The organism is Spongiibacter sp., assembly GCF_984394615.1.
The window spans coordinates 54322-71738 of record NZ_CFHTQA010000002.1 but is presented as its reverse complement, the minus strand read 5'-3'; the positions used below and the strand labels follow the sequence as shown (position 1 = coordinate 71738).

At 59.5% G+C, this 17417-nt stretch carries 16 protein-coding genes; 8 read left to right on the top strand and 8 right to left on the bottom strand.

The window, feature by feature from the left end; translation table 11 throughout:
- Positions 1-3 precede the first annotated feature (3 nt).
- Positions 4-426 carry an MAPEG family protein gene (locus AC5DB9_RS01440; RefSeq protein WP_022959225.1) on the top strand — a complete coding sequence of 141 codons (423 nt, stop codon included), beginning with the start codon at positions 4-6 and terminating at the stop codon, positions 424-426.
- A 5-nt stretch (positions 427-431) separates the two neighbouring features.
- Here AC5DB9_RS01440 and AC5DB9_RS01435 read toward each other — a convergent pair whose 3' ends face one another.
- Together AC5DB9_RS01435 and AC5DB9_RS01430 are read right to left on the bottom strand one after the other, a co-directional pair.
- Positions 432-1259: an SDR family oxidoreductase gene (locus AC5DB9_RS01435; RefSeq protein ID WP_272993782.1), complete on the bottom strand. Its 828-nt coding sequence runs from the start codon at positions 1257-1259 to the stop codon at positions 432-434.
- 10 nt (positions 1260-1269) lie between these two features.
- On the bottom strand, positions 1270-2490 hold the full coding sequence (locus tag AC5DB9_RS01430) for an acyl-CoA dehydrogenase family protein (RefSeq protein WP_272993785.1): 1221 nt from the start codon (positions 2488-2490) through the stop codon (positions 1270-1272).
- A 119-nt stretch (positions 2491-2609) separates the two neighbouring features.
- Between AC5DB9_RS01430 and AC5DB9_RS01425 the strand changes: the two genes are divergently transcribed.
- Positions 2610-3509 (top strand): LysR family transcriptional regulator, encoded by a 900-nt coding sequence (locus tag AC5DB9_RS01425; protein ID WP_272993787.1) that lies wholly within the window; start codon positions 2610-2612, stop codon positions 3507-3509.
- Positions 3510-3533: 24 nt separating this feature from the next.
- On the opposite strand, the gene AC5DB9_RS01420 is transcribed toward AC5DB9_RS01425, so the two are convergent.
- The 3 genes from AC5DB9_RS01420 to AC5DB9_RS01410 all read right to left on the bottom strand — a co-directional run bounded on the left by AC5DB9_RS01420 (position 3534) and on the right by AC5DB9_RS01410 (position 5279).
- A complete protein-coding gene (locus AC5DB9_RS01420; RefSeq protein ID WP_272993789.1) occupies positions 3534-4055 on the bottom strand; it encodes a porin family protein in 522 nt (173 codons plus the stop codon).
- 131 nt (positions 4056-4186) lie between these two features.
- Positions 4187-4621 (bottom strand): OsmC family protein, encoded by a 435-nt coding sequence (locus tag AC5DB9_RS01415; RefSeq protein ID WP_022959220.1) that lies wholly within the window; start codon positions 4619-4621, stop codon positions 4187-4189.
- Positions 4622-4700: 79 nt separating this feature from the next.
- Entirely contained in the window at positions 4701-5279 is a 579-nt protein-coding gene (locus AC5DB9_RS01410) for a TetR/AcrR family transcriptional regulator (protein ID WP_022959219.1), read from the bottom strand.
- A 219-nt stretch (positions 5280-5498) separates the two neighbouring features.
- Here AC5DB9_RS01410 and AC5DB9_RS01405 point away from each other — a divergent pair, with 219 nt between their 5' ends.
- Together AC5DB9_RS01405 and AC5DB9_RS01400 are read left to right on the top strand one after the other, a co-directional pair.
- Complete coding sequence (locus AC5DB9_RS01405) at positions 5499-7700, top strand: TonB-dependent receptor (RefSeq protein WP_272993793.1); 2202 nt, start codon at positions 5499-5501, stop codon at positions 7698-7700.
- A 14-nt stretch (positions 7701-7714) separates the two neighbouring features.
- Entirely contained in the window at positions 7715-9322 is a 1608-nt protein-coding gene (locus AC5DB9_RS01400; protein WP_272993795.1) for an FAD-dependent oxidoreductase, read from the top strand.
- A 75-nt stretch (positions 9323-9397) separates the two neighbouring features.
- Here the strand turns inward: AC5DB9_RS01400 and AC5DB9_RS01395 are convergent, their stop codons facing one another.
- The 3 genes from AC5DB9_RS01395 to rpmE all read right to left on the bottom strand — a co-directional run bounded on the left by AC5DB9_RS01395 (position 9398) and on the right by rpmE (position 11885).
- Entirely contained in the window at positions 9398-10645 is a 1248-nt protein-coding gene (locus AC5DB9_RS01395; protein ID WP_272993798.1) for a malic enzyme-like NAD(P)-binding protein, read from the bottom strand.
- A gap of 144 nt (positions 10646-10789) precedes the next feature.
- Complete coding sequence (locus AC5DB9_RS01390; RefSeq protein ID WP_272993800.1) at positions 10790-11593, bottom strand: thermonuclease family protein; 804 nt, start codon at positions 11591-11593, stop codon at positions 10790-10792.
- Positions 11594-11666: 73 nt separating this feature from the next.
- Entirely contained in the window at positions 11667-11885 is a 219-nt protein-coding gene (gene rpmE, locus AC5DB9_RS01385) for a 50S ribosomal protein L31 (protein ID WP_028968347.1), read from the bottom strand.
- 244 nt (positions 11886-12129) lie between these two features.
- Here rpmE and AC5DB9_RS01380 point away from each other — a divergent pair, with 244 nt between their 5' ends.
- The 4 genes from AC5DB9_RS01380 (at position 12130) to hslV (ending at position 17401) form a co-directional block, all read left to right on the top strand.
- Positions 12130-14298, top strand: coding sequence for a primosomal protein N' (locus AC5DB9_RS01380; RefSeq protein ID WP_272993803.1), 2169 nt, complete (start codon positions 12130-12132; stop codon positions 14296-14298).
- 76 nt (positions 14299-14374) lie between these two features.
- A complete protein-coding gene (argS, locus tag AC5DB9_RS01375; protein WP_272993805.1) occupies positions 14375-16132 on the top strand; it encodes an arginine--tRNA ligase in 1758 nt (585 codons plus the stop codon).
- Positions 16133-16134: 2 nt separating this feature from the next.
- Positions 16135-16734: an SPOR domain-containing protein gene (locus AC5DB9_RS01370; protein ID WP_272993807.1), complete on the top strand. Its 600-nt coding sequence runs from the start codon at positions 16135-16137 to the stop codon at positions 16732-16734.
- 127 nt (positions 16735-16861) lie between these two features.
- Positions 16862-17401, top strand: a complete 540-nt coding sequence (gene hslV / locus AC5DB9_RS01365) for an ATP-dependent protease subunit HslV (protein ID WP_022959209.1) — start codon at positions 16862-16864, stop codon at positions 17399-17401.
- Positions 17402-17417: the final 16 nt, after the last annotated feature.

Genomic DNA, 17417 nt, shown 5'->3' with positions numbered 1-17417 from the left:
CGCATGAGTGCATCCCCTCTTTTTCTTCCCGTCATTACGCTGGTGCTTTGGAGCTTGGTGATGCTTGCCTGGATGGCCTTAACGCGACTGCCCGCCATCCACAAAGCCGGGCTGCCGCCCTCGGCGGGAGAACGCACTGCCGAGCTGGCCACCCTGATGGATAAACGCATTCAGTGGAAGGCCGACAATTACAATCATCTGATGGAGCAGCCCACCCTGTTCTACGCTACCGCGCTGACACTGGCCATGATGGGCTTGGGCGACGGTATCAACCTGACATTGGCCTGGACCTACGTTGTCGCCCGCGTGCTGCACAGCATTGTGCAGAGCACCAATAACTACGTGCCGCTGCGCTTTAGCATTTTCGCCATCAGTACCCTCGCTCTGCTGGCAATGGCGATTAACGCTCTGCGCGCACTGCTGTAATCTTCTCAGGCGCGCTTTTTAGCCATGCGCGACGTGCCTTTCAGCATCACACGACGGTACCAGCTGAAAGGCACGAGACGTTTCAGACGGAACAATCGACGGCTTTCCGCGTGTGTGAGGATATAGTGGTCGCCGCGCTGCACAGCCTCGAACACGTAATTGGCAATCTCTTCGGCGCCGATTTTGGCTTTGTTCACCAGGCGATTCGTCATACCGGCAGAATCGGCATCTGACGCCCTCGCTGACTCGGCAAGATTCGTCCGGAAGAACGCCGGACAGACCACCGATACGCCAATATTGTCGTCGGCCAACTCTAGGCTCATGCTCTCGGAGATCGCCACCACCGCCGCCTTGGAAGCGCAGTAAGCAGCCATCTTCGGCGGATGAATCAAGCCGGCGAGTGACGCGATATTCACAATGTGACCGTGTCCTTGCTCCTTCATCAGCGCCGTAAACACCTTGCTGCCACGCACCACACCCAGCACATTGATATCCATGACCCACTGCCAATCCTCCAGCGGCAGCGCATCGATATTTCCGGCAGCGGCCACCCCCGCATTGTTGACGACAATATCCACGCCTCCCCAATGCTCGCGAAGCCAGTCTGCCGCGGCCTGCAAATCCTCTTCACGCTGGACATTGCAAGCGAGAAAGTGCGCCGCCGTTTTCTGCTGCAGCGCCGCCAGGGTTTCCTCCCCGCGCTCAGCATGAATATCGCCGATGCACACCGCATAGCCCGCTGCGGCAAAACGCTCGGCCAGCGCGCGCCCCAGACCCGACGCACCACCGGTGATAAAAATGCGCGACTGACCCATCTTATAGTTATTGCTCATCAAGCGTCTCCTAGCGGTATTTGGCAAATTCAAGGCGGGCGATCAAACTGCGGTGCACGGCATCGGGGCCATCGGCCAGGCGCAGCACCCGCGCCATGGCAAACAGGGCCGCCAGCGGCGTGTCATTACTCACACCGGCACCCCCGAACAGTTGAATAGCCTCGTCGACCACCTGCTGCATCACGTTCGGGGCAACAACCTTGATCGCGGAGATTTCGCTGAGCGCCTGCATGGCACCCACCTCGTCGATTTTCCAGGCGGCGTACTGAGTCAACAGCCGCGCTTGATCGATCGCAATGCGCAGCTCAGCCACTCGCTCGGGATTGCCACCGAGTTTAATCAAGGGCTTGCCGAAGGCTTCACGGCTCATGCCACGCTGAATCATCAGCTCCAGCGCGCGCTCAGAGGCGCCGATGGCGCGCATGCAATGGTGGATGCGGCCGGGGCCGAGGCGCCCCTGAGCGATGTCAAAGCCACGCCCCAGGCCGTGAATGAGGTTATCCATCGGCACCCGAACATTTTCAAACCACACTTCACCGTGGCCACTGGGCTCATCAAAGCCGCCAAACACCGGCAGCATCCGCTTGATGGTCACGCCCGGGGTATTCATCGGCACCAATACCATCGAGTGACGACTGTGACGAGGCGCCTCAGGATCACTCAGGCCCATAAAGATACCCACTTCGCAGCGCGGGTCGCCCACACCGGTGGACCACCATTTTTTCCCGTTCAATACCAGTTCGTCGCCATCGACGGTAATCGTCGCCTGCATATTGGTGGCATCGGAGGACGCCACGTCGGGCTCGGTCATGAAAAATACCGAGCGAATCTCGGCATTGAGCAAGGGCGTCAGCCACTGGGCCTTTTGTGCCTCGCTGCCGTATTTCCACAACACTTCCATATTGCCGGTATCGGGCGCGTTGCAGTTAAACACCTCCGGCGCAAAATGCGAGCGCCCCATCTGCTCAGCCAGTACCGCGTATTCCACCACTGACAAACCCGCCCCCAGTTCCGGATCGGGCAAAAACAGGTTCCATAAGCCCTGGGCTTTGGCTTTTTCTTTCAGGGCTTCGACTTCCGGAAGCACCTGCCACTGTGTCCAGTCTGCACCACGGGGGCTTTCCAGCAGACCGGGCAACAAGGCCGCTTCCACCGGGGCAATCTCGGTATCGATAAATTGGCGAATCTGATCGCGCAGCGCCTGACAGCGCGGGCTGAGGCTGAAATCCATAGGGTATCCTCCACACAAACTCCACATACCATAGTCCGCGGCAAAACATCAGTCTAATTTATTTTATAAATCCTTTATTATTCATAACGAAAATATATTTTACGCCCCGAGAGAAGCCAATGGACCTGAATCTGTTCCGCGTTTTTGACGCCATCTACCGCGCGGGCTCTCTGACCGAAGCGGCTCGCGACCTGCATCTGAGCCAGCCCGCCGTCAGCAATGCCCTCGCCCGCCTGCGCCAACATTTCGACGACCCACTGTTCGTGCGCCGCGGCCGCCAGATCGCGCCAACCCCCCTCGCAGACAGCATAGCCGACGACGTGCAAGCTGCGCTGAGCACACTGCAAGACAGCGTTTATCGAGGGCAACATTTTGACGCCGGCGACTCCCAGCGGCGGTTTGTTCTCGGCTTGGGCGACACCATGGAGTTTTTGCTCCTGCCACCGCTTGCCGGTCACCTGAGCACGGTCGCACCGGGCATTCGCCTTCAAAGCCGACGGCTGCGTCGGGATCAGCTCAGCCGCCACCTGGCCCTGGGCGAGCTGTCACTGGCTGTCGATGTCCCCCAGCCCGTCGACGACAGCATTGAGCACGTCCCACTGCGCAGCGAGCCCCTGTGTGTGCTGATGCGGGCCGATCACCCACTGACAGCAGCGTTGACGCTGGAGGCGTATCTCGCGGCGATTCATGTCGGGGTATCCGGGCGCGGAGAGGGCGTGTTATTTGAAGACCGGCAGCTCTTGCAGAGGGGGCTGAAGCGAGATGTACGCATACGCGGGCAGAGTTACCACGCCGCCAGTCACGTGGTTGCCGCTTCACATTTGTTGCTCACGCTACCGCGACAGCTGGGCGAGCGCTACGCCAAACTATTGGGGCTGAGGCTCCATCCACTGCCGCTGGAACTGCCCGCACTCGACATGCATATCTACTGGCACCGCAGTGCTAATGCCGATGCAGGTCATCGCTGGCTGAGGGAACAAATCATGGAGAGAGTGGCGGCGCTTGATGAAGATCGTTAAGCACCGCCATAGGAGAAGCCTTATTTAGTATTCAAGTTGCAGACCAATACTAACCCCGTCGACTTCGTAACTATCTTTATCAAATAAGCGCATATATTCCACACTCAATTGCACATCACTGGAGGGAAAAGCAAAGTTGGCGCCCAGCCCGTAACTAAAATCACTACTGTCTTCTTCAACGGAAACACCAGATACGCGCGCTTCCAGCTCACCCTTGCTACGCCCCAACACGAGATAAGGGTATACCTTGTCAGCCACCGGCATCCCCACACGCAGATACCCCCCCATCAGACTGGAAACCTTTACGTCCACACCATAGAGCGAGTCATCCTCAATACCAACTCCATAACGCAGCTCAAGCGCCAAGTATTCGTTGATGATGGCCCCAAATTTACCGGACACAACGCCAAAATCCAGATCTGCGTTATCTTCGGAATAATCAATTTGTGAGAAAGACGCGCCGACATAAACTACCGGCTCAGGTTCGTAAGCGTAAACTGCATGGGAAAGCAGACATAGACAGGCGATAGGAGCGAGTCCTTTCATGGTTCAATTCCTTTTTTACAAGCTGACAGAATAGTGCTGAGACATAGCCTAGCGACTATGGCTCAGAAACCTATTGGCATTAATACGTAGGACTGCGCGAGCGCTTTTGCCTGCTTCGCTGACGGGAGAGACTAGCCTCTCAGAATTTCGATATACAACTGCGAAGGCCCCGACAGCGAATTCGCCACCAGACAGTTGCGCTCGGCTTTTTCCAGCAACTGCGTGGCTTGCTCTTCGTCGACGTCTGCCGCCACCGTCAGGCTGACAAACACTTCAAATTCGGTGAAGCAGACCTTGCGCTCCTGCTTGTCCAGTTTGCCCTCGGCCCGGCAGTCCAGCGCCAACCAGTCAAACTTGGCCGCCTTGGCAACCGCTTTAAAGCTCAGTACAAAACAATCGGCCACCGCAGCCATCAACAGGGTTTCCGGCGACCACTTGTCACCGGGACCTCCGAACTCAGCAGGTGCATCCGAGGAGATATTGCTGAGCCCGTCGGATTTGAGGGTAACGTCCCCCTCGCTTTCGGCGCTCGCGCAAACATAGTAACGATGGGGAAGTGCTTGCATGAATGAATCCTCCTTTTCCTTCATTACAGCCCGGATTGAGCTGGCAAACCTTGCGCTGGATCAAAGACCTGCGCGCTGCTCAGTGTGCGGGCACCAAGCCGCCGCAAATCTGCGCCGATAACCAACGGCGGCGCACTTCTCGATCGGCCAATCGGTCGCTGGGATAGCGTAGCAGGCTGTGGTTGTTGCGATGAACCCACTCGGCCAATTGATAGGCGTCCAAGCCATTGCTGAGCCGCCCCTGAGCATCCGCCAGCGGATTGAAGAGATGCTCAAACTGGCAAATAGCCGCCTGCAGGCCAACCTCCGTCTGCGACACCGCGAGGCCGTCATCGAATGCCCCGAGGTCCAGATACAGCTGCACCCGCGGGTCGCTGGCAATGTCAAACTGATAGAGGAGCATGCCCTCAATCAACCACTCGTCCAAGCGCTCAACATGGGTCAGCTGCGCGGCAATCTCGGCCCAGTGCCGACGAATATTGCGCAGTGAAGCACCGTCGAACAACGCCTTGCGGTCCTTGAAATGACGGTACACGGTCATCCTCGACACACCCGCCCGCTCGGCCACATCAGCGAGGGTGGTTTTTTGCAGTCCGTACTGTGCAAAGCACTGTTCTACGGCATCAAGGATGGCTTCCCTGAGATGCTGGTTTGACACATTTCTCTCCCCTAGAAGACCGCGCAAATTAGCAGCCCCCGCAGTATTTCTCAAACATCAGCTGATGCAGAACATCAACAACGTTAGTTACATGTTACACATATTGTATTATGTAACAAGCTCGCTTATGCTGGCTCTGCTCAACGAGGTTTGCCAATGCCCGATACTGGCGCCACGGGCGTGGCAAGCACTGACTGGCGCCATAGAGAGATAAGAAAAATGACGAAGCACCCCTACCGCATGCTGACATTGGGACTGTTACTCAGCCCAGCCACCACCACACTGGCCGCGACGGCACAGATTGAAGAAGTCGTCGTCACCGCACAAAAGCGCAGTGAATCGGCCCAGGAAATTCCGATTGCCATCAACGCCTATGGCAGCGACGCACTGGAAATGAAGGGCGCCAACGATATCAGCGGACTGGCCACCACCGTTCCCGCGCTGACCTTTGCCCCCTACCCCTCCTCCAGTGGCGCGCTGATTCTGTTCATGCGCGGCCAAGGCGCAAACGACGTCGGCCAGATCACCAAGGAAGGCGCTATCGGTATGTACATCGATGGCGTTTACATGGCGCGCCCGCAGTCCTCGAGCATGGATCTCGCAGACATTGAGCGTATCGAAGTGCTGCGCGGCCCCCAGGGTACGCTCTACGGACGCAACACCACGGGCGGCGCCATCAATATTCACACCCGCAAACCCAGCGGGGAATTCGCCTTCAAAGAGCAGCTCACCATCGGCAACCAGGGGCGTCTGCGCAGCCTGACCACTATCGACCTTCCCGCGGTGGGCGATGTCTCCGCCAAACTGTCCTATGTGCGCAGCAGCAAGGACGGCTACGTCCGCAACCGGGGCGGCAATGACTATGGTGAACAGGATCAACAGGGGGCTCGCCTCGCCCTGCGCTGGGATATCAGCGACACGCTGAGTGCCGACTATGCGTTTGAAATAGGCGATTCGGAAGATACCCCCATTTATTACCAGAACGACCTGCTAGCAGGCCCGAACTACCCCACCAGCCCTCACACCAAAACACCGCGCCGGGCGAACCTGCCCACCAGCACCACCGACTTCAACGGCCACTCACTGACCCTGAGCTGGGACCTGAGCGAGAATGTCTCTGTGAAGTCGATCTCCGGCTACCGGGAGCTGGATACCCGCTATTTCCAGGACTATCTGGACGCCGCCTTTGTTGTCGGCTACTACGAAACCGATGACTCTATCGACAGCCACCAGTGGTCGCAGGAATTCCAGATCGTCGGCTCGGCCCTGGATGCTCGCCTGGAGTATGTCGCGGGCGTGTACTACTTCGAAGAAAAAGCCAACCACCGCCAGCGTATCTGGCTGCAGGACTTGCAGGACGATTTCGATCCCGGCAACAACTTTCCCGCACCTCACGATATGCTGTACGACCGCTACGTGAACGCCGACACCAACTCCCAGGCGGTGTACAGCCAGGTCAGCTACACACCCATGATTCTGGAAGACCGGCTCACGCTGACCGCAGGTCTGCGCTACACCGAGGATGAGCGCGACGGTATCCGCGACTATCAGGCCACCATTCTCAATTTCAACACGGTAGTCCCGATTGAAAACGGCACCCGCAACGCCGTTTCTTACAGCAGCACCGACCCGATGCTGTCCGCCAATTACCAGTTAACCGATGACGCCAGCGTCTACGCCAAAGTCGTTACCGCTTACAAATCCGGCGGTTTTGCCGAGTCCAGCGGCGACTTCACGATCGACTATAACCCCGAGGAAATCACCTCCTACGAACTGGGACTGAAGTCCTACTGGCTGGATCGCCGCCTGCGCGTCAACGTGGCGGCATTCAGCTCTGACTACGAAGAAATGCAGCTAGACCTCTCACCGGACCCGGCGCAAATTGCGGTAGTGAATACCTACAATGCAGGCACCGCCGAGGTCAGCGGCCTGGAGCTGGATATTCTCGCCCAGCTTACCGCGCAGCTATCTGTCTCGCTGGACTACGCCTACCTCGACTGGAGCATTGATGAGGTTAACCATCCGGTCAGTGGCCAGGATATTTCCGAGCAGTTTGTGCTGCCCTATGCGCCGGAAAATGCCTACACCGCCAGCCTCGATTACCAGTTTGGCGAAAGCTCGCTGGGGGATTTCTGGCTGAACCTGAGCTATAGCTGGCAGGACAGCCACTATGCCACCGCCGGCACTGGTGCCAGCGCGCAGCAGAAAGCGCTTTGGGAAATCGACAGCTACGGCCTGCTTAATGCCCGGCTCACGCTGACCGCCGCAGCCGTAAAAACCGGCGAGCTGCGACTGGCCCTCTGGGGTAAAAACATTCAGGACAAGGACTATGTCAGCCACCGCTTCACGGCGGGCGCCGGCTCCACCATTGCCTACAATGAACCCCGTAGCTTTGGGCTGGACATCATCTACGAATTTTAAGGGGCGCCAACAATATGGATAGCAAAGAACTGAAACGACGCAGTCTGCTGAAAGGCAGCCTGCTCGGCGGCCTCGCCGCTGCCAGCGGTGCTCCGGCGCTGGCGGCCAGCAAGGTTCCTTCCGACGAGCACTGGGACGACGAGTACGATGTAATTGTCATCGGCTCGGGCACCGGTCTGCTGGCCGCGCTGATGGCGGCCAAGACCGGCAAACGCGTACTGATTGTGGAAAAAAACAGCGCCCCCGGCGGAAACAGTATCGTCTCCGGCGGCGTACTGTGGATCCCCAATAACCGCGTGATGCAGCGCGAGGGGCTTCGCGATAGCCGCGACGCCGCGCGGCGCTACATTGAAAAACTCAGCCAGGGGCAGTCCAGCGACGAACTGATCGATGCTTTCATTGATAACGGCCCAGACATGCTGGACTACCTGGAAGCCAACACCGCCATGACCTTTCGGGTCTCGAAGCTGATGGGCGACGTCGCCGACTACCACCCCGAGTGGCCCGGCGCGCTGCGCAAAGGTCGCTCCGTGGAACCGGTCCAGCCGCAAGTCGCGCTGGCAGGAGGCATTCTGGTCGGCGATATGCTGCAGGCCGCGCTCGCCGCCGGCGCGACCCTGCTCACCGACTGTCCCGCCGAGGCGCTGCACAGCGTACAGCAGGAAGAGGGTCAACGCCGGGTTACCGGCGTCAGTATTCGCCGCGACGGTCGCCCACAGAACGTGCGCGCCAGGGAGGCCGTGCTGATGGCCAGCGGTGGCTTCGAACGCAACTGGGAAATGAAAAAACACTTCCTGCGCGGCCCCTCACCTTACACACTCGGCACCGAAACCAATACCGGTGACGGCATCCGTATGGGTATGGCACTGGGCGCAGCACTCAGCAACATGAATGAAGCCTGGGGGCTGAGTGTGTACAAGGGCGACGCCGAGGCCAATGGCCAGAGCCGCGGCGGCATTTCCCTGTCAGCCCAGATCGAGCGGCGTAACGCCGGCTGCATTGTGGTCAACCGTCACGGTCAGCGCTTCTGCAATGAAGCCGCCGACTACGACGTCACATGGCGCAGCTATCACGATTGGGAAAACTGGGGCGACCTGGGCTACCGCAACTTGCCTGCGTTCCAGCTGTTTGACCAGGGCTATCGCGAACACTATCCACTCGCCGGACGCACTGCTGACGAGGCCCTGCCGGACTGGGTTCAGCAAGCGGATACGCTTGAGGCACTGGCTGACAAGCTGGGTATAGATGCCGGTGGCCTGACGGCGACGGTCGAACGCTTTAACCGCTTTGCCGCCGAGGGTAAAGACCCGGATTTCCATCGCGGCGAAAGCGCTTACGATACCTACGGCTCCGGTGATCCGCGCAGTACACTGGGCCCTCTCAGCAAAGGCCCGTTCTACGGTGCAGAGGTTTCACCGGCCGATATCGGCACCTGCGGGGGCTTGAAAGTGAACGGCAAGGCGGAGGTTCTGGATGTTTTCGACCAGCCCATTGCCGGGCTGTACGCCTCGGGCAATACGACCGGCGTCGGCTCACCCGGCGCACTCTACGGCGGCGGTGGCGGCACCCTTGGCCCGGCGCTGACCTTTGCCTATATTGCCGGCCGGCAGCTTAGCGGCTAAGACCGGCAAAACCCCGTCCCCTAAAACGAAAAAGCCGCGCAATTGCGCGGCTTTTTAACATCTACTCACTGAAGATTAGCTCAGCGGGTAGTGCTCCGGATACGGCAACAATGCCACACCGCTGTCGACAGCAGCGCGGGCAACTGCAGCGGCCACCTGTCCCAGCAGACGGCGATCTACAGGTTTAGGAATAATGTATTCGGGGCCGAAGCTCAGTTCACCACAGTTACAGGCGTCCACCACGACCTGCGGAACATCTTCTTTCGCCAGTTCGCGAATGGCGTGCACCGCCGCCACTTTCATTGCTTCGTTAATCTCGGTGGCACGCACATCCAATGCACCACGGAAAATAAACGGGAAGCCCAATACATTGTTGACCTGATTGGGGTAGTCGGAACGGCCCGTTGCCATAATCAGATCGTCGCGTACGGCTTTTGCCAGCTCCGGCTTGATCTCCGGATCCGGGTTTGAACAGGCAAACACGATGGGGTTTGGCGCCATCGCCCGAAGATTGGCTTCGCTCAGCAAGTCTGCGCCAGACAGGCCGACAAAGACATCGGCGTACAGAATAGCGTCTTCCAGGGTGGTCGGGCCGCTGCCGTTGGCAAACTCTTCCTTGTACTCGTTCAAGCCTTCACGCCCCGGAGTAATCACACCCCGACGGTCGAGCATAAACAGATTGGCCTTGTCCGCCCCCAGGCTCACCAGCAGACGCATACAGGCGATGGCCGCCGAACCGGCACCCAGACAAACAATGCGAGCTGTCTCGATGGATTTACCCTGAATTTCCAGTGCGTTCAGCATACCCGCTGCGGTCACGATAGCCGTGCCGTGCTGGTCGTCGTGGAAGACGGGGATATTGCACTGCTCGATCAGAATCCGCTCAATTTCAAAGCACTCAGGCGCCTTGATATCTTCAAGATTAATACCGCCGAAGGTGTCGGCAATACGGCGCACGGTGTCAATAAACGCCTGCGGATCTTCTGCATCCACTTCGATGTCGATGGAGTCGATATCAGCGAAACGCTTGAACAGCAGCGCCTTGCCTTCCATTACCGGCTTGCTCGCTGCCGGGCCAAGATCACCCAAACCGAGAATGGCACTGCCATTGGAGATGACCGCGACCAGATTGCCCTTGCTGGTGTACTTGTAGGCGTTGAGTGGGTCTTTAGCGATCTCGCGCACCGGCTCCGCAACGCCCGGGCTGTAGGCCAGCGACAGGTCGTATTGGGTTTCGGCGGGCTTCGTCAGGCTGATGCCGATCTTGCCTGGCGTTGGAATGGAGTGATAATCCAGAGCCGCCTGCTTAACATCTTTAGACATCGTCATGCTCTCGGTTTGTGCTTAAAAAGGGGGGCGGAACGCTTTTCTGTTGTTGTGCTGCGCTCTCGAAGGCGAGAAATCATATAGAAAACTCCCTGTACTCACAAGCCGGACGCCCCGACAAAGCCTGCAAGTTCAGTCTATTCAGCGAGAGTATTTACTTCGCCCGTCCTCGCTCAAACGGGGCATCCAGCGCATCATCGCCGGATGGCGCAGATCCATCTTCAGCGATGCAAACCCCGGCTTGGCCCGACGGCTGCGCAGCCAGCCCCGAAGCTCTACCTCTCGGCCAGGCCACTGCTGCCAATCCTCATTGCCGAAATACGGCCAGTCCGACTCGGCAATTTTGATGACCACATCGCCATCTAAATCTACCCATACTGCGTGACGGCTGTGCGACACGGACTCGACTCGCCCCGTCATCACCACAAAGCCCTGGTCCTTTGCCGTGGCTGCCTGCGATGGCAGCGGCGGTGTACTCCAGAGTCCCCGCGACTGCTCTCTGGCCGCTTCCTCAGTACGCCACAGGCAGTCGTCTGACCGCCAGCGGGGCGGCACCACAACCGCACGCGCCAGACCTTTGCTCAGCAAGGTCTCTCCCACATGGCCGCCATCCTGCCGGGTAAAAACTTCGGCAAGCACACGGCCATAACGGTCGTGACCATAAGCCTGTAAGTAAACGACCTCCCGGTCCTTCAACTGCGCCTGCAATGCCTGCCTGGCTTCTTCAGCCAATGGCTCGGCGGGGCGACCGTCCCGCCCCAGCTCCGGGGCGTTGATACCCAGCAGCCGCACACGCTGACCGTTGCTGAGACGCAGGCTGTCACCGTCCGTCACCGCAGCCAGCCCCACACTCCGCACGTCGCCGAGCGGTTTGCAGTCGGCAGCCAGACCGCCCGTGAACAGCAGGCCCAATACAAAAATGCCCGGACGCAAAGGCCCGGGCATTTTTTTTGTGGCTGGCGTTGTAGCTGGCACTGCCACTGTCGGCCTACCCAATCCGGGCAAGCGACTCAAGCGCTTAGCTTTTAACGCCACCGCGATTGCCAAAACGCTTGCGGAAACGATCAACACGGCCGCCGGTATCCAGCATTTTTTGCTTGCCGGTGTAGAACGGGTGGCAGGCTGAACACACGTCAACGTGCAGGTCTTCGGCCAGAGTGGAACGTGTCTGGAAGCTGTTACCACAGCTGCAAGTCACGTTGATGTCTTCGTACTTCGGATGGATATCGGCTTTCATCAATGAATCCTCTTCAGGCGCCGCCACCCGATCTCTTGCCGGGCACCGCGCTGGGCTGATGCTGGGTGGTTGTCATACGCGCCCCTATTGGCATCGCACAACTGAACAAAAAACCACCGAAAAACAGGCCGCGCATATTAGCAGAACTGGGCGCATAAGCAAGCACCGCCGGGCATTGCGGCGAAATTACTGCCCCCACACCGTCGCAATTCTTATACACTGGCGCTTTTGCCTTCAGAGAACCATGGCCGACACGCTGGTTTCCATCGCCATCCCCTGCCCTCTGCGCCGCCATTTCGATTATCTGTGGCCCGACACATTGGGCTGCGCGCCGCAACCCGGACTGCGAGTACGGCTACCGTTTGGTCGTCGCGAGCTTGTGGGCGTGGTCCTGGGCGAAAGCGAGGGCAGCCAGGTAGATACCGCCAAGCTCCGCGCTGTCAGCGAGGTGCTGGACGACAGTCCCAGCCTGTCGGCGGAGCTGCTGGCACTGGGACGCTGGGCGGCGCGCTACTATCACCACCCCATCGGCGATTGCCTGCATCAGATGCTGCCCGTAGCCCTGCGCCGAAACACGTCGCCCGCCGACGCCAAGCCACAGTACTGGCAATTGGCCGACGGTGCCGAACTCGAACACATCCCCGCCCGCGCTGCAAAGCAGCGCACCCTCTTCACTGCCTTTATCGAACAACCGGTCCTGAGCCGGGACGACATTCGCGAGCGGGGTTTCAGCGACGCGGTTTTTCGCGCACTTCGGGAGCAGGGCTTACTGGTCGCCGCCGCAAACCCATCGCCGGCCAACCCGGAACAGCCACCAACACTCAACGAGGAACAGCGCGACGCCCTCGCCAGCATTCGCGACCAGCAAGACCAGTTCAGCCGCTTCTTGCTGGACGGTATAACCGGCAGCGGCAAGACCGAGGTCTACCTTCAAGCCATCGCCGCCACGCTGGCACGGGGGCAGCAGTGCCTGGTACTGGTACCGGAAATTGGGCTTACCCCGCAAACCTTGCGGCGCTTCGAGCGCCGTTTCCCCGGCCGGGTCGTTGCCATGCATTCGGGGATGAGCGACGGCGATCGGCTGCGCCACTGGCAGGCCGCCCGTCGCGGCGATTGCGACATTGTGCTGGGCACCCGCTCGGCGATTTTTGCCGAACTGCCAAGACTGGGACTGGTAATCGTCGACGAGGAACACGACAGCTCCTACAAACAGCAGGACGGCTGGCGCTACAGTGCCCGCGACATTGCGGTAAAACGCGCCGCCGACCACCAATGTCCGGTCATTCTGGGCAGCGCCACCCCCAGTTTCGACAGCCTGCACAATGCCGATCTGGGGCGCTACCAACTCCTGCGCCTGACCCAGCGCGCCGGCAACGCCCAACAGGCACCGATTCGGCTGCTGGATATCCGCCAACAGCCGCTGCATGAAGGATTGAGCGATGCTCTGCTCCACGCCTGCGAGCAGACCCTTGCGGCGGGCAATCAGGTACTGCTGTTCCTCAATCGCCGCGGCTTCGCTCCCACGCTGCAATGCCACTGCTGCGGCTGGATTGCCGACTGCACTGCCTGTGATGCACGCATGACCGTGCACTACCGTCGGCGCCAGTTGCGCTGCCACCACTGCGAAGCGGTGCGCGCGATGCCCGATAGCTGCCCGGACTGCGGCAATAGTCAATGGATTTACGACGGACCGGGTACCGAGCGGCTGGAATTATTTTTGCAAAAACGCTTCTCTCAGCCGGTATTGCGCATCGATCGCGACACCACGGCCAATCGCGGCGCCATGGCAGACCTGGTGGAAGAAGTGAATGCCGGCGAGCCCTGCATTCTGGTGGGCACTCAGATGCTCGCCAAAGGCCATCATTTTCCGGCAGTCACGCTGGTGGGCATTATCGACATGGATGCGGGACTGTTCAGCAGCGACTACCGCGCCATCGAAAACAGTGCGCAACTGCTGTTACAGGTCGCGGGCCGGGCCGGGCGGGCCGACCGCCCCGGCGAAGTCCTGCTGCAAACCCACTGCCCTGCTCATCCGGTATTGCAGAGCCTGAGCCAGCAGGGCTATCGCGCCTTTGCGGCAACACAGCTCGCCGAGAGACGATTGCTGGAACTGCCGCCCTTCAGTTTCGGTGCGGTGATTCGCTGCGACGCGCCCCATTTGCACGACGCGGAGCAGTTCCTGCAACAACTGCGCGGAGCACTGTCGCCGCCGGAACCCGGCTGGCAGCTGATCGGCCCGCTGCCGGCACCCATGACTCGTCGCGCCGGCCGCTACCGCGCCTCGCTGATCTTACAGGCCGAGCAGCGGGGACAACTGCACCGCCAGTTACAGCACGCCTGCACGGTAGCCGAAGCGCTGGGCCAGCGCTCGCTGCGCTGGTCGGTAGACGTGGATCCCATCGAACTGTTCTGACGGTGGCAGACTGCCGCCGGAACAGCGATAATACGCGACCCTGTTTCCCCCATATTCCAAGAGAGCTCGAACCGACATGAAAGATATCGTCGCCGCGTTGATTGATCAGGCGCTTACTACTTTGCGCAGCACGGCCGACTGGCCGGCAGATTTGCAGCCGGCGATTCAGATCGAGCGATGCAAGGATAAAAGCCACGGCGACCTGGCCTGTAATGTCGCGATGATGCTGGCCAAGCCACTGCGCAGCAATCCCCGCGCTATCGCCCAGCAAATTGTCGACGCCCTGCCCGCCAGCGACGACGTGGTGAAAGTGGAAATCGCCGGTCCCGGCTTTATCAATTTCTTTATGGATGAAGCGGCCAACTTCAAAGTCATTCGCGACATTCTCAGTCAGGGTGAACATTACGGCCGCGGCGCGCCGAAAAAATCGCGGGTGCAAGTGGAATTTGTGTCCGCCAACCCCACCGGACCACTGCATGTGGGCCACGGTCGCGGCGCCGCCTATGGCGCCAGCGTCGCCGACATGCTGGAAGCGGCGGGTTATACCGTGGAGCGGGAATACTATGTGAACGATGCAGGCCGCCAGATGGACATCCTCGGCACCAGCGTCTGGCTGCGCTACCTCGAGGCCTGCGGCGAAACCCTCACTTTCCCCAGCAACGGCTACCAGGGTGACTACATTGCCGACTACGGCCGCGAGCTGCTGGCCGAACACGGCGAACGTCTGCGCCACTCGGCAACCGACGTGTTTGACGGCGTTTGCGACGACGCACCTGCCGGTGGCGACAAAGAAAAGCACATCGACGACCTGATCAACCGCGCCAAAACCCTGCTCGGCGACGATTACCAGATCGCCTTCGACAAAGGCCTGAACGCCATTCTCGGCGATATTCGCGAAGACCTGGCCGAATTCGGCGTGCATTATCAACAGTGGTTCTCTGAGCGCAGCCTGACCACCGATCCGGATCAGGTCAGCCGCGCCATCGCCCGCCTGCAGGACAACGGTTTTATTGAAGAGCGCGACGGTGCGCTGTGGTTCCTGTCCACCCGCTTCGGCGACGACAAGGACCGCGTAGTGCGCCGCGACAATGGGCAGACCACTTACTTTGCGTCAGATATCGCCTATCACCTGAACAAATTCGAGCGCGGCTTTGATCGCGTCATCAACATCTGGGGCGCCGACCACCACGGCTACATCGCTCGTGTGAAAGCCGCCCTGCAAGCGCTGGAGATCGACCCCGAGCGCCTGGTGGTAAGGCTGGTGCAGTTTGTCTCACTCTTTCGCGGCAATGAACAGGTGCAGATGTCCACCCGCTCCGGGTCTTTTGTTACCCTGCGCGAACTGCGTGACGATGTAGGCAACGACGCGGCGCGCTTTTTCTACATCATGCGCAAAGCCGATCAGGCCACGGATTTCGACCTAGAGCTGGCGAAGTCAGAAAGCAAAGACAACCCGGTGTATTACATTCAGTACGCCCACGCCCGCGTCTCCAGCATTTTGCGCAAACTGACCGAGTCCGGTGATCAGTGGCAGGCGGAGAACGGCCTCGCCAATCTTTCGCGACTGGATCAGGACGTGGAACGCGAGCTGCTGGTCAAACTGACCCGCTACCCGGAAGTACTTGCCAGCTCGGCCGAGCAGTTTGAGCCACATACGCTGGCACACTACCTGCGTGAACTGGCAGGCGACTTCCACAGCTACTACAACGCCCATAAAATGCTGGGCGAGGATGCCACCCTGCGCGACGCAAGACTCGCACTGTCGGTTGCCGTGCAGCAGGTACTGCGCAATGGATTGCAACTGCTGGGCGTTTCGGCCCCCGAGGAAATGTAAGCATGGCCACCGCCAAGAAAAAACGTCCCACCCGAGGCGCAACGCGGAGCCCTGAGAAGAAGGGCATGCCCGCCTCAGTGATGCTCGGTACGGGCTTTATCGCCGGGGTATTGAGCACCGTACTGGTGTTCAACATGATGAACGAGCGCAGCCCAAACGCACCGGAACAGAATACGCGCGCGGAAAAAGTCGAGCCGGCACCGCCTGCTGAAAAGACCACCACGACCAAGTTTGACTTCTTTACCGTGTTGCCGGAGCGCGAGGTCATTGTTCCCGACGAAACCCCGCAACCTGCTCGCAAACCCAAAGTGGTCGCCAATGAAGCGCCACCACCCGAAGACGACAGCAAGCGCTTCCAGACTGGCGAACGCTATATTCTTCAGGCGGGCTCGTTCCGCAATAACGAAGATGCCGACCGTCGCCGCGCGCAGATTCTATTGCTGGGGCTGGATGCCAAAGTCGAACTCGTGGAAGCCAATGGCGACCGCTGGCACCGGGTCTACGTCGGCCCGTTCCTGACCCACAATACGCTGTCCAGCGCTCGTTCCAAGCTGATCAACGAGAGCATCGATACCCTCGTCATCCGTCAGAAGACGCCCTGACCACACCTTTTGCCACTCCTTGATCGGCAGCGTCGCCTTGAAATTTAAAGGCGGCGCCCTCATTGATAGCCATCCAAGCCGGTCCAGCATCGGCCAAGCCGTTTTCATCTCAAAGAAGGAGTCCCGCGTGGAACAGTTTCGCGGCACCACTATTCTCTCCGTGCGTCGGGGCAACTGCGTAGTTGTCGGTGGCGATGGACAAGTCACCATGGGCAATACCGTTATGAAGGGCAACGCCCGAAAGGTGCGGCGCCTGTACAACGATCAGGTGCTGGCGGGTTTTGCTGGCGGCACCGCCGATGCCTTTACCCTGTTCGAACTGTTTGAAGCGCAACTGGAGAAATACCAAGGCAAGCTGGTTCGCGCTGCCGTAGAGCTGGCCAAGGCCTGGCGCAGCGAACGCTCGCTGCGCCAGTTGGAAGCCCTGCTGATTGTTGCCGACAAGGAAACCACGCTGGTGATCAGTGGCAACGGCGATGTCATTGAACCCGAAGACAATATGATCGCCATTGGCAGCGGCGGCTCTTTCGCCACCGCCGCCGCCCGCGCACTGATGGATAACACCGAGCTGGGCGCCCGGGACATTGTCGAAAAAGGCCTGGATATCGCCGGCGACATTTGCATTTACACCAACCACAATCGCCGCATCGAAACCCTGGAATACTGAGGCCGGATAACCGGCG

Bases quoted from the DNA above. Each gene is read 5' to 3' on its own strand.
- AC5DB9_RS01440 (WP_022959225.1), top strand. From the start codon at position 4: ATGAGTGCATCCCCTCTTTTTCTTCCCGTCATTACGCTGGTGCTTTGG.
- AC5DB9_RS01435 (WP_272993782.1), bottom strand. From the start codon at position 1,259: ATGAGCAATAACTATAAGATGGGTCAGTCGCGCATTTTTATCACCGGT.
- AC5DB9_RS01430 (WP_272993785.1), bottom strand. From the start codon at position 2,490: ATGGATTTCAGCCTCAGCCCGCGCTGTCAGGCGCTGCGCGATCAGATT.
- AC5DB9_RS01425 (WP_272993787.1), top strand. From the start codon at position 2,610: ATGGACCTGAATCTGTTCCGCGTTTTTGACGCCATCTACCGCGCGGGC.
- AC5DB9_RS01420 (WP_272993789.1), bottom strand. From the start codon at position 4,055: ATGAAAGGACTCGCTCCTATCGCCTGTCTATGTCTGCTTTCCCATGCA.
- AC5DB9_RS01415 (WP_022959220.1), bottom strand. From the start codon at position 4,621: ATGCAAGCACTTCCCCATCGTTACTATGTTTGCGCGAGCGCCGAAAGC.
- AC5DB9_RS01405 (WP_272993793.1), top strand. From the start codon at position 5,499: ATGACGAAGCACCCCTACCGCATGCTGACATTGGGACTGTTACTCAGC.
- AC5DB9_RS01400 (WP_272993795.1), top strand. From the start codon at position 7,715: ATGGATAGCAAAGAACTGAAACGACGCAGTCTGCTGAAAGGCAGCCTG.
- AC5DB9_RS01395 (WP_272993798.1), bottom strand. From the start codon at position 10,645: ATGTCTAAAGATGTTAAGCAGGCGGCTCTGGATTATCACTCCATTCCA.
- AC5DB9_RS01390 (WP_272993800.1), bottom strand. From the start codon at position 11,593: ATGCCCGGGCCTTTGCGTCCGGGCATTTTTGTATTGGGCCTGCTGTTC.
- rpmE (WP_028968347.1), bottom strand. From the start codon at position 11,885: ATGAAAGCCGATATCCATCCGAAGTACGAAGACATCAACGTGACTTGC.
- AC5DB9_RS01380 (WP_272993803.1), top strand. From the start codon at position 12,130: ATGGCCGACACGCTGGTTTCCATCGCCATCCCCTGCCCTCTGCGCCGC.
- argS (WP_272993805.1), top strand. From the start codon at position 14,375: ATGAAAGATATCGTCGCCGCGTTGATTGATCAGGCGCTTACTACTTTG.
- AC5DB9_RS01370 (WP_272993807.1), top strand. From the start codon at position 16,135: ATGGCCACCGCCAAGAAAAAACGTCCCACCCGAGGCGCAACGCGGAGC.